Here is a 12,479-nt window from a genome sequence, read left to right on the forward strand (position 1 = left end):
CTCTCAATATGAGCGAACAATGCAATTTGTTCGTCGCTGGAGAAATAGTAGGGCTTATCAGCGAAACGATCGATAGCGTCACTGTTAAAAGTGGATTTAGTTATATTTAATCCAGAACCAAATAGATTAACTAATTCATAAATTCAATAGCGGTAAATGTTGAGTTACCTCTTCAAACGTTTTCTTTAACCACTGATGGCCGGTATCCGATTGCTGCGAATGGTGCCATGTCATATACACAGGAAGTGGCCGTGAATCAAACGGCAGTGGTAAAATGGTAAGTGGTAACATTGTAGAGAGCATCTTGGCATGCCAAACTCCAGTGACACACAACCAATCGGTTTGAGCCGCCATCATTATTGAGTTACAAATAGACCCACCGGTATAAGCTTCCTTTCTTTGAGGTAACTTTTCTTTTAATAGTGAATCCATGATGTAGTTATCCATCCTTTGAGTTTTCCACAAGAGATGTTGCTCTGCAAAAAATTGCTCTTGAGTAATACTGTCTTTGATTCTTGGGTGGTCTTTTCTACACACGACGACTAACGGTAATTCAAACAATAATTGATTATGATAACCATGCTCTTCAAGTGGCACCGTTGCTAAAATTAAATCCACCTTACGCATGCGTAAATCAGCCTGTCTGTCTTCCTCGTTTAAGTGTTCAATATCGGCTTTAAAATTCACATCAGGTGCACATTCATCACGATGTTTTATTAAGGGAGGAACAATCATCAAATCGAGATCTTTATGGCTGGAAATACGAAAGGTTCGCTGACTCGTTGCAGGATCAAACGCTTGACGAGATTTTGCACCATTCAATAATAAACTCAATGGTTCTTGAATTTCAGCGTGTAATTCAGTTGCAAAATTGGTGGGGACGATCCCTCTTCCTTGGCGGATAAATAATGGATCTTGATATTGTTCACGCAGTCGATTCAATGTATGGCTGACTGCTGGCGCCGTAATCCCTAAACTCACCGCCGCCTCATTCACACTTCGTGTGTTCATTACTATATCAAAGGTTTTGAGTAAATTTAGATCCATGAATTCCTACCACATCAATTATTTAGTGATCTAATTATAAGCAGTTTTACAATCAAAAATCTAACACTGCCTCAAGGTATTCTATTTCTGTCTCTTTTTGACAACCAAATAACCTTGTAAAAATAAAGTTTAATTTATAAGACTAGATAGCATTAGGTGATTATTTCCTACTCATCATATCGCTTCATTGTTAGCCTTAAAAGGTAACAACGGATTGTTAATCTCAATGACTATCATTCTTTTAAAAGAGGATAACGCTATGCTTGATCTCATGAATTATCTATCAAGCTCAGATATCAAAATCCATCATGATTTTGCCTCTTTTTTACGTCTTAATACGCTTCGTTTTAACTACTGCAATTCATCGTATCAATTGCCTCTTTCTTCAAAGCAACGTTTAGAACAATACCTTTCTTTAGGTCAACCATTTCTCGCGCCTTTTGGTGATATTAATCAAGCCGATACTTTGCTTGCTTTTTCATTTGGCGACAGCGCAGATGTGAATACTCAGCTCAGTGCATTGGCAAGTAACATTCAGCAATTACACCCTGATATTCATGTACAATTACAACAAGAAATAGCCCAGCATTACCCTAACGTTCATCAAGCCAGTGTGATTAAAAACAGTGACTACCAAACCACCGCAGACATTGCTCGTGAAGCACTAAAAAACATCGCATCGCGAGAGGTTATTGTGGTTGCTCAGTCTTGGCATGCAAAACGCTGTATCGATACATGCAAAGAACAAGGATGGAATGTTGTCGGCTTACGTTGCGTGGATGACTTTCCAGCGCAAGACCCACAACCTTGGGTTCGTAACCCATTAAATTGGTTAATAAAAGAAAGTCACAGAGAAGTCGCAACAGGACAAGAAATTAGTCAATACTTTCAGCTTTGTTAAACAATGAAACACTCGACAAAAATTTGCGGCAAGACTCTAATTTACATAATTTAACCCGGATAATTCACTCTTATCCGAGAGCATAATCACATTTTTTACCTTATCTCAGACATACACTTCCCTTCTATTCTTTCCTATATTATTAACGGCATCAGAAGGATTTTTTATGTCGCAGATTTCCCTTAATGGCGATTGGACACTCACCTCTCCTACGCATTCACATATTGCTATTCCAATGACCATTCCGGGTGATAATTATCACGCCTTATTTAACGCCAATATCATTGCTGACCCTTATCAAGAAACAAATGAAGAACACGTTCAATGGGTGAGAGAATGCGATTGGCATTTATCTCGTTCTTTCTCGATATCTCAAGACGATCTTAACGCTAAAGCATTGTTATTGACCCTCAGTCGATTAGATACCCTTGCCGATGTTTTTATTAATGGCGAGCAAGTATTAAGTAGCACCAACATGTTTCAGCAGCACCGTATTGATATCAAACCGTTTATCGTGCTTGGAGACAACATCATTGATGTTCATTTTGCACGTGTAAACGAAGAAGGAAAACAACGAGCACAGCAATTATCGATGCCTATTCCTTGGGCTGTTGGAAATAATAAAGTGCCTCACATGAACTTGATCCGCAAAACCCAATGCCACTCAGGTTGGGATTGGGGGATTTGTTTATTGGTGTCTGGCATTTATGACCCCGTTTACATTGATCCTATTAAACACATCACTTTGCATTCAGTTCATACAGAACAAATATGGCATCAAGGCAGTGTCGATGTCGGCGTAAGCATCAAGCATGATTTAATGTCAGGGCACGATATTACCGTTACGTTTGGAGAACGAATCCAAACCATTACCAGTCATGAACAAGGCGAAACCACGGTCATCTTCCCAATTGAAACCCCTGAACTTTGGTGGCCTTCCGGTTACGGTGAGCAACCTTTATATCCTCTAACGATAGAGCTCGATGGCCAATCAATTTCAAAAAAAATAGGCCTAAGACAATTAGCATTAAATAACAAAGCAGACGCGATTGGCTCGGCGATGGAATTTATTATTAATGGTTTTCCAATCAATTCAAAAGGCGCAAATTGGATCCCGATGGATGCCATGCCAAGCCTAGAGTCAGAAACTCGCTACCGTGACCTGTTAAGCAGTGCAAAAGACGCGAACATGAATATGATCCGCGTGTGGGGTGGCGGCCAGTACGAATCCGACACCTTCTATGAATTGTGTGATGAACTGGGATTAATGGTATGGCAAGACATGATGTTTGCCTGTTCACTGTATCCCTCTACTGATGCTTTCATGAAGGAAGTGGAACCGGAGATCCGTCAGCAAGTTCAGCGCTTAAAAGATCATGCCTCTATCGTACTTTGGTGTGGAGATAACGAAGTGATTGGCGCCATCGGCTGGTATGACGAATCGAAACATAATAAGACCACCTACACGGTTAATTATGATCGTCTAAACCGTAATATCGCGCAATGGATTGCAGAAGAAGACCCAAGCCGCCGTTTTTGGACGAGTTCGCCCTGCAATGGTGACATGGATTTTGGTGATGCATGGCACAATGATAACCGAGGAGACATGCACTTTTGGGATGTGTGGCACTCAGGAAAATCATTCAATGCGTACTTGGACATCAAACCACGTTTTTGCTCTGAATTTGGCTTTCAATCATGGCCTTCTTTTGCTGAAGTGAAACGCTTTGTGCCAGAATCAGACTGGAATGTCACTTCTCCCACGTTTGAGGGTCACCAAAAAAATGGGCGAGGAAATAGCATCATCACAGAAATGTTTACTCGTTATTTCCGCTTCCCATCCAACTTTGAGCAAATGCTGTATTTAAGCCAAGTTCAACAATCCATGGCGATTAAGACTGGCTGTGAATACTGGAGAGCCATCAGTCCTATTTGCCGTGGCATGCTGTATTGGCAATTAAACGATAATTGGCCAGTTAGTTCGTGGTCAAGCATTGAGTACAGTGGTCGTTGGAAGCAATTGCACTATCACGCCAAACGCTTTTTTGCGCCAACGTATGTGCCTTTTGAAGAAACAGACACTGAACTTCAGATCAGAGCTGTTAATGATAACCGCTTTGAACGTCATATTGATGGTACAGCTTACTGGATGGATTTTAACGGTGAAGTCCTCGGGCAATGGCCAATTAACTACTCTATCGAACCTGATGGCAACGATGTGATTTGGTCACTTTGCAAAGAAAAATTTCAAGTGAGTAAAAACAACAGCTTCTTCTTTGTCGAGATAGACGTCAATGGCGAACGCATTCAAAACACATGGTTTGCAACACCAAAACTCAAACAACTGACCATTAAAAAAGCGAACATTGAGGTTACTCAAGAAAGTGAACGTATTACACTTTGCTCTGATAATCCCGCTTTCTTTGTGCATTTAGAACACGACGGAAAAGGCCGTTTCAGTGATTCAAGTTTTACGTTATTACCGAATACCCCAATCACTATAAATTACTTAGGGGATGACATCGAAACAGTAACCAAAACCTTACGTGTTTATGATTTATCAAACAGCTATTAATAGGCATTAGCGTTAAAAAAGAGGTGACATTTGATGTCGCCTCTTTTTATTGATAATAATATATTATGATAACCAGAACAAATCATAATTATCAGTTTTTATCGTTCTCCCTTATTCTCTTCTCATAGTAATAATTCATACCCCGTTCGTTTGCAGGAGTTTCATTATGAGTAACGCATTATTTTCATTGGTTCAATTAGGCCAACACACATTATCAAACCGTATTGTTATGCCTCCAATGACTCGTTCACGCGCAAGCCAACCTGGTGATAGTGCTAACGATATAATGGCAACTTATTATGCACAACGTGCCTCTGCGGGTCTTATCATTTCAGAAGGTACTCAAATCTCTGAAATGGGTAAAGGCTACGCATGGACTCCTGGTATTTACACACAAGAACAAATCGCCGGTTGGAAAAAAACGACCGATGCTGTACACGCAAAAGGCGGTGTAATATTTGCGCAGCTTTGGCATGTAGGCCGCGTAACTCACCCTGATAATATTGGCGGAGAACAACCGATTTCATCTTCCGCTATCAAAGCAGAAAATGTGAAAGTCTTCATCGATAATGGTACGGATGCACCCGGCTTTGTGGATGTTGTAGAGCCACGAGAAATGACAAAAAAAGACATTAATAATGTCATTGAACAATATCGCCAAGCGGCATTGAATGCAATTGAAGCGGGTTTTGATGGCATTGAGTTACACGCGGCAAATGGGTATTTAATTAATCAATTTATTGATTCAGAAGCGAACAATAGAACGGATGAATATGGCGGAAGCCTAGGAAAACGTTTACGCTTTTTAGATGAAGTTGTGACCGTATTAGTTGAAGCCATTGGTGCTGATCGCGTAGGGGTTCGTTTAGCGCCACTAACAACATTAAATGGTACGGTTGATGCAAATCCAATCGCAACCTACACCGCTGCAGCTGCCTTATTAAATACGCACGAAATTGTCTATTTACACATTGCAGAAGTGGATTGGGATGATGCTCCTGAAACGCCAATTTCATTTAAACAAGCGCTTCGTGATGCTTATAAAGGCATTCTAATTTACGCGGGTCGTTACAAAACAGAAACGGCACATACTGCAATTGAAGAAGGCTTTGCCGATATGATTGGTTTTGGTCGTCCATTTGTTTCGAATCCAGATCTACCTGAACGTATTAAGCACAATTACCCATTAGCAATGCATAATCCAGATACATTATTTGGCGGTACCGAAAAAGGATTAACGGATTACCCAATCTACGGCAAATAAATTTCATCGCATATAAAAAAGCCAATGATATTATTCATTGGCTTTTTTATTCTCGTTCTTTACGCTTCGCTTGAATACTCAGCTTTCACTTTATCAATAATTAATTCTCTAAACCAACGATGAGAATGGTCAAAGTCAAAATGCTTATGCCACATTAATACATAGCATCCGGGTTCCATTTCAATAGGCCCAGGTAGTATTTTTAAAGGTGAGTTTTTTAGCATGTGGTCGACGTATTTTGCTGGCGCACATAAGATCAAATCACTGCGTTCACACAACTCCATTGCTGAGTGAAAATCCGTTAAATTGACGGCAATATCACGTTTAAGGTGTTGTATATTAAGAATATCATCCAATAACCATTGTTCTATCCCACCAAAAACGACCTGTAAATGACGGTACTTTAAAAAAGTATCAAGATTCCATTCTTCTTGAAATAAAGGATGGTCTTCACGTACCAAACATACGGCATGATCTCTAACTAATTCAACACAGTTCAATTCTTTTGGAATGTTTTCCATGTGCCATTTAGAGCGACGATCCCATTCCCAACAACTGATTGCCATGTCAATTTCACAACGTAATAACTGATCTAGACTATCACGACGCCATGTTTTCGCATGTACGTTCACTTGCGGTGCTTGCTTCAATACCGAAGGCATAAAATAAGGGTAAGTAAGAGAATAAGCGGGCTCTACCATATGAATATCAAAGGTACGCTTACTCTCACTTGGTTCAAAATGATTAGGCCGAGTAAATAACTCTAAATGTTGAAGAACTTGACGTAATTCTGGAGCGAGTTGCTTTGCTCTTGGCGTTGCTCTTAATCCATAAGAGGTTCGCTCAAACAGTGGGTCATCAAACACTTCTCGTAGTTTCGCCAATTGTTTACTCACGGCAGATTGGCTCAAATGCAATCGTAATGCAGCGGCGGTTACGCTCTGTTCTTCTAACAACACTTCTAACGTATTCAGTAAATTATAATCGAACTGCAACACAGGTTATTCCACCAATTTATTCATTATCACTGTGATAAAATATCCAGTGCATGTAAACACGCCTCGCCATCATAATGCCTTGTATCTGAACTCCGATTGTAAAGTTAACGTGATATATGCCTTCCGCAGTAAAAGTAACTCAGTCACTTAACCAAGTTGACCATGTCTTTTGATGTATATCGATGGCAGCCACCGACATCATCATTTTTTAATGCTAAATCGAGCATACACTTCGCAACAATCTCGCCTTTAATCGGTTTATAATTTAATAAAAAACCTTTCATCAATGGCTTAACTATCTTCATTATCCCTTGTAATAACACTTCATCAGGGCGCGTTTTTGATCTCGTTCCCGCTAAGGGACCCGGTTGCATAAACGTGACATTTTTAAAACCAATCGCCGTTACTTGATCTTCCATTTCACCTTTGCATTTCAAATAATGCGAAAGCGCCGAGCTTGACGATCCAATGCAAGAAACGACATAAATACGCTCAACACCAACATCATGCATAGATTGTGCAACGTCCACCACCAAAGAGACATCAATCGCTTTCAATGCCGCTTTGCTGCCTGCTTTCTTCATCGTTGTGCCTAACGTGATAAAACCAATACTAGGAGCATTGTCTTTGACTTGCTCTTTATTAAACGTTAAATCGGGACTAACTAATTGAGTCAATTTAGAGCATGCATCTTCAAGCGGCCGACGAGTAAGGCTATACACATGGTTAACCGCCTCGCTTTTTAAGGTAAAGCTCAATAAATCATGACCTATTAATCCCGTTGAACCCGCAATTATTATCGATGATAGTTCCTGCATAGCATTTCCTTACTCAACACATCGTTGAGAATAGAATCACACAGCATTTTTCTCTGTGTTTTTAATCAGAATAACCCCTAGAATACCAAATCCAAACTCTAAAAACAGATAGAAAAGCAACAATCCATTTGGCATCCCATCAAGAGCAATACTTAATAAACGTCCAAACGCCAAGCCCACCATAAAAACAACCAAGCTATACAAGGCTGGTAATTGGTACTTTTGATTAAATGCTCCCACTAACCAAAGCATAGCAAATCCTAAATACAATCCCATAACAGCACGGAAGATATGCGTGACATTAATTGATGTTGGGTCAATATCAAATAAAAAAGGAAGTGATTGTGCTGGCATTAATCCATAAGCAAGCGCGATGACGAATAAGCCAGAAGACGCTGAAAGTAAAAATAATCGATTCATATTTTATATCCCATATATTGTATGCATTACTCTATGCATAAAAAAAGTGCATTTACATTCTTAATCACAATGAAAAAAAACATACCTACACCTTTACTGTCATTTATTTACGCTGATGAATTAGTTACCCACACCACCTGAAATTACGGTATCTGAAGTAACCGGCGGCCATTGTTTAAACGTTTCTAAATGCTGACCGACAGCGGCTTGAGCAGGGCCAAATGCCCACATTTTTTGTCCCATCCATTTAAGATACATCCCCGATTCTTCAGCAGCTCGCTCGTAAGGATCACGACGTAAATTAAATAATAATGGGGCATTTAATTCTTCTTTTGGTCCACTCCAGCCATGATTTTGCACAACAAAGTGCGCTTTCCAATCACCAACTCGTACCGCTTGTAGCTTATCTCTTTCATAATAAAACAGTTCTTTACGATTCGATTCGCCCTCATTGGTTAGCATGTCCATTTGGTTATACCCATCCAAATGGCCTTTAAACCCTTTATATCCCTTAAGCATTTTTTCTTTTAGATCAGCGGGTCCACCCGCCGCTTCGATTAAGGTTGGCAATAAATCCATGCCATCAAACATGCCATTGTTTACTGTATTTTTCGGAATTTTATTTGGCCATTGAATTAAGAATGGCGCACGAACACCGCCCTCCCATGTTGTGCCTTTCTCACCGTGGAAAGGCGTCATGCCACCGTCTGGCCATGTCATAATTTCAGGGCCATTATCGGCAGTAAAAATAATAATGGTGTTATCTAAAATACCTAATTCTTCAATCTTAGCCAGCACCTCTCCAACATGATCATCTAAGTCTTTCATAACGACTTCTTGTAACCCCCATCCGTTTTGACCTAACATTTTTTCGTATTTAGGCGAAAGATGAGTCCATACATGGCCTCTCGATGGGCAATACCAAGTAAAGAAAGGTTGATCATTTTTTACGGCTTTTTCGATAAAGTTAATGGTATGTTTATTTACTTCATCATCTAACGTTCTCATTCGCTCGATTGATAATCGCCCATCGTCTTTAATGGTTTGATTGCCTTTACCATCTGAAGTCGAGTGAATTACGTTTCGTGGGGCAAACTTCTGAAACGCTTCGTCTTTTGGCCAATCTGGATCTTCGGTGTATTCCATCGCGTTGAGGTGATATAACCATCCCCAATACTCATCAAAACCATGCATGGTTGGTAGAAATTCATCTCTATCCCCAAGATGGTTTTTACCAAATTGACCTGTTGTATAACCAAGGGTTTTTAATACTTCAGGAAGTGTTGGCGTGTCTTGATTTAAGCCTACAGGACCGCCGGGTAAACCAACGGAGTGCATCCCTGTTCTTACGGGTAATTGTCCTGTCAAAAAGGCAGAGCGACCAGCGGTACAAGACGGTTGAGCGTAATAGTCGGTGAGTAGCATTCCTTTCTCAGCAATACTGTCAATGTTTGGTGTGTCACTGCTCATTACGCCATTGTGATAAGCACTGAGGTTTGAGATACCGATATCATCGGTAAAAATAACAAATATATTGGGCTTTTCTTGCGCGGCATTCGCTACTAATGAAAATGAAAGTGCAGCGGTCACCGACAATTTCTTGAACATCCTATTCATAATGATTCCTTATCTTTAATTACTTCATTGTTACCATTAATCACTCTTGAAAGTGCTTTGCTCTGGTACAAGTCTCTGATCTAAAAGATAGGACACGCTTAAAAAATAAACCAATTTAATACTACTGTTTTTATTACACGCATAAAAAAACGGATGCGATTAAGCATCCGTTTTTCAATCATCATCGTTTGTTATATTAAGCGTTAAATAGCCCAACCACCGACATAAAACACAATCAAAGCGATCGTAATTGACACAATACCTACGTTTAGTTTCTTAAACTCACCAGCAAAAATGCGTCCAACAACCAGAGTAGTAAAGCCAATCATGATGCCAGTTACGATGTTTGCAGACAGAATAATAAATACGGCACAAACAAGGCCAGATAATGCATCAACAGAATCGTCAAAATCCAATTTAGACACATTACTCAGCATTAATAAACCCACGTACATTAATGCCGGAGCCGTTGCATAAACAGGAACCAAGTAACTGACTGGTGATAAGAAAATCATTGCTAAGAACAACACGCCCACAACCGCAGCCGTTAAACCTGTTTTACCACCCGCAGCCGTACCCGCAGCCGATTCAATATAAACAGCAGCAGGTGCTCCACCAACAACCGCTGCAACAATTGAACTTGCAGAATCCGCCGTTAGTGCTTTGCCACCATTAATGATTTGTCCGTTTTCATCCAATAAGTTCGCTTGACCTGCCAGTGCTCGGATAGTCCCTGTTGCATCAAATACCGCCGTCATAACTAGAGCAATAACAACAGGAAGAATCGCAGGCGTTAACGCCCCCATGATGTCCATCGAACCAATCAATGAACCACCATCGGCCGTTTCCAAACTTGGTAATGCAAAGAAACCATTATAAATCACGTTTGGATCGAAGATTAAACCGATAATAGAAATACCGACAATCACTAATAAAATACCACCGGGAACGCGTTTTTTCTCTAAACCAAAAATAGCAGCAAGACCAAGTACCGACATCATGACAGAGAACGACGTAATATCGCCTAGCATAATAGGTAAACCTGCATGTGCATTTTTAACAATAAGTCCTGTGCCATCCGCAGCAATTAATAAAAGGAATAAACCAATACCAATACCAGTACCATGGGCAATCCCAACAGGCAGATTACTTAATATCCATTGTCGAACGCCAGTTACCGTAATAAGCGTAAACAACACACCCATAATAAAGATAGCACCAAGTGCAACAGGAATGCTGACGCCTTGTCCTAATACCAAGCTAAATGCAGTGAAGGCGGTTAAAGAGATAGCACAACCAATCGCCATTGGTAAGTTAACCCACAAGCCCATCAATAATGAGCCAAATGCAGCAACCAAACACGTCGCCACAAACACAGCGCCCGAGTCAAATCCTGCGGCACCTAACATACTTGGTACAACAATAACCGAATACACCATCGCTAAGAACGTCGTTAATCCTGCGATCATCTCTGTTTTTACCGTACTACCGCGTTCTGATATCTTAAAGAAACCATCAAGCTTTTTATCTACGTTTGATTGTGGTGCTGTATTCTGTGCATTGTCCTGAGACATGGGAACATTCCTTACTAATAAGCGTTAAGATGCTGTCATTTTCTGGGCGCATTCTTGCACAAACTGAGAGAAATATAAATAAGCAATCGTTACCGTCACAACATTACAATCAGTTACCATTCATAGTTAAGTAAATGAAACCGAAGTAATTTATGTACTTTTCACACTAAAAACGCCTAAAATTCAACCCAAAATAAATCTAGCTTATTTATAACTATTCTTATTAATTAACTATCTGTGTTCAATATTATCCCAATAACATTGAACTTCTCGGATGGGTACTATCAAAATATTGAATTAAGAAATCCAACAATAAACGCACTTTTTTAGAATCCGTTGCCCCGGGTGGGTATACGCCATACACTTCAATATCGGCCAGTTCATAATCATCTAACACCGTTTGTAACGTGCCTTCTTTTATTTTAGGCATCGCATCATACACAGGTATTCGTCCTAAGCCGTGTCCACCCTCAACAAAAGCGGTTCGTGCTGCGGCATTATTGGTGGTGATGTCACCACTCATTTTAATGCGATAGGATCTTGTCCCTTTTGTCAGCTCTAGCGTTGGTGAACCCAATTTATACATCACCCAGTTGTGCTGTTCTAATTCAGCAGGAGTAAACGGTTTACCACAGCGAGTTAAATAACTTGGGGACGCACACAAGCAAGTCGGTAAAGAAGAGAGCTTACGTGCTTTTAAGCCAGAATCAGGCAATTCAGCTCCTCGAATCGCCAAATCAATCCCTTCTTGAATGATATTAACCACCTCATCAGACAAAATAAGATCTAATTCAATCTTAGGAAACTGCGCTTTAAACACGTTCAATGCAGGGACAATTACCTGCAATCCCATGTTCACAGGACAGGTAATTTTTAATACCCCTTCAGGCTCATTTTTATAGTTTTCCATTTTCTGATTCGCAAATTGTGCTTGATCTGAGATTAACCGACAACTGCTGTAAAATTCAATTCCCACATCGGTGAGTGACAAACTTCGCGTCGAGCGATTGATTAATGTCACTCCTAAGTTCGTTTCTAATTTCTTAATGTGATAGCTGACTACGGTACGTGATAATTCCAACTGTTTTGCTGCCGCACTAAAGCTGCCCTGATCCACCACATGCGTGAATACCACCATGCTTTTTAGTTGTTCAAACGACAATTTCATTGTTATCTCACCTTATTAGTCGAATTATTGAATCAATGTAATCAAATTAATCTGCATTGTCTAACTGAGGTTTACACTCTATATTTTATCCATGCCT

General features: G+C 40.1%; 10 protein-coding genes. 3 read left to right on the plus strand and 7 right to left on the minus strand.

Translation table 11 applies throughout. The features are described 5' to 3' along the window. Positions 1-135: 135 nt before the first annotated feature. Complete coding sequence (locus tag AACV33_RS05625; protein WP_017022591.1) at positions 136-1,047, minus strand: LysR family transcriptional regulator; 912 nt, start codon at positions 1,045-1,047, stop codon at positions 136-138. A gap of 259 nt (positions 1,048-1,306) precedes the next feature. On the opposite strand from AACV33_RS05625, the gene AACV33_RS05630 reads away from it, so the two are divergent. The 3 genes from AACV33_RS05630 (at position 1,307) to AACV33_RS05640 (ending at position 5,787) form a co-directional block, all read left to right on the plus strand. Next, positions 1,307-1,948 carry a hypothetical protein gene (locus tag AACV33_RS05630; protein ID WP_182699157.1) on the plus strand — a complete coding sequence of 214 codons (642 nt, stop codon included), beginning with the start codon at positions 1,307-1,309 and terminating at the stop codon, positions 1,946-1,948. A gap of 166 nt (positions 1,949-2,114) precedes the next feature. Then, positions 2,115-4,523 carry a beta-mannosidase gene (locus tag AACV33_RS05635; RefSeq protein WP_182699158.1) on the plus strand — a complete coding sequence of 803 codons (2,409 nt, stop codon included), beginning with the start codon at positions 2,115-2,117 and terminating at the stop codon, positions 4,521-4,523. A 166-nt stretch (positions 4,524-4,689) separates the two neighbouring features. Next, positions 4,690-5,787, plus strand: a complete 1,098-nt coding sequence (locus tag AACV33_RS05640) for an alkene reductase (protein ID WP_182699159.1) — start codon at positions 4,690-4,692, stop codon at positions 5,785-5,787. Positions 5,788-5,846: 59 nt separating this feature from the next. On the opposite strand, the gene AACV33_RS05645 is transcribed toward AACV33_RS05640, so the two are convergent. From AACV33_RS05645 to AACV33_RS05670, 6 genes are all read right to left on the minus strand, one after another. Next, a complete protein-coding gene (locus AACV33_RS05645; RefSeq protein ID WP_182699160.1) occupies positions 5,847-6,785 on the minus strand; it encodes a LysR family transcriptional regulator in 939 nt (312 codons plus the stop codon). 143 nt (positions 6,786-6,928) lie between these two features. Next, entirely contained in the window at positions 6,929-7,603 is a 675-nt protein-coding gene (locus AACV33_RS05650) for a hypothetical protein (RefSeq protein ID WP_017022586.1), read from the minus strand. 36 nt (positions 7,604-7,639) lie between these two features. After that, complete coding sequence (locus tag AACV33_RS05655; protein ID WP_017022585.1) at positions 7,640-8,023, minus strand: DUF4345 domain-containing protein; 384 nt, start codon at positions 8,021-8,023, stop codon at positions 7,640-7,642. A gap of 120 nt (positions 8,024-8,143) precedes the next feature. After that, positions 8,144-9,640: an arylsulfatase gene (locus AACV33_RS05660; protein ID WP_026025530.1), complete on the minus strand. Its 1,497-nt coding sequence runs from the start codon at positions 9,638-9,640 to the stop codon at positions 8,144-8,146. 203 nt (positions 9,641-9,843) lie between these two features. Next, positions 9,844-11,214, minus strand: a complete 1,371-nt coding sequence (locus tag AACV33_RS05665; RefSeq protein ID WP_017022583.1) for an NCS2 family permease — start codon at positions 11,212-11,214, stop codon at positions 9,844-9,846. A gap of 247 nt (positions 11,215-11,461) precedes the next feature. Further along, complete coding sequence (locus AACV33_RS05670) at positions 11,462-12,382, minus strand: LysR family transcriptional regulator (RefSeq protein WP_182699161.1); 921 nt, start codon at positions 12,380-12,382, stop codon at positions 11,462-11,464. Between the last annotated feature and the right edge of the window lie 97 nt (positions 12,383-12,479).

It is taken from the genome of Aliivibrio sp. SR45-2 (genome assembly GCF_963890165.1).
Lineage (GTDB): Bacteria > Pseudomonadota > Gammaproteobacteria > Enterobacterales > Vibrionaceae > Aliivibrio > Aliivibrio salmonicida.

Coding starts and splice junctions, on each gene's coding strand:
- AACV33_RS05660 (WP_026025530.1), bottom strand. CDS start 9,640: ATGAATAGGATGTTCAAGAAATTGTCGGTGACCGCTGCACTTTCATTT.
- AACV33_RS05625 (WP_017022591.1), bottom strand. CDS start 1,047: ATGGATCTAAATTTACTCAAAACCTTTGATATAGTAATGAACACACGA.
- AACV33_RS05650 (WP_017022586.1), bottom strand. CDS start 7,603: ATGCAGGAACTATCATCGATAATAATTGCGGGTTCAACGGGATTAATA.
- AACV33_RS05655 (WP_017022585.1), bottom strand. CDS start 8,023: ATGAATCGATTATTTTTACTTTCAGCGTCTTCTGGCTTATTCGTCATC.
- AACV33_RS05635 (WP_182699158.1), top strand. CDS start 2,115: ATGTCGCAGATTTCCCTTAATGGCGATTGGACACTCACCTCTCCTACG.
- AACV33_RS05665 (WP_017022583.1), bottom strand. CDS start 11,214: ATGTCTCAGGACAATGCACAGAATACAGCACCACAATCAAACGTAGAT.
- AACV33_RS05630 (WP_182699157.1), top strand. CDS start 1,307: ATGCTTGATCTCATGAATTATCTATCAAGCTCAGATATCAAAATCCAT.
- AACV33_RS05670 (WP_182699161.1), bottom strand. CDS start 12,382: ATGAAATTGTCGTTTGAACAACTAAAAAGCATGGTGGTATTCACGCAT.
- AACV33_RS05640 (WP_182699159.1), top strand. CDS start 4,690: ATGAGTAACGCATTATTTTCATTGGTTCAATTAGGCCAACACACATTA.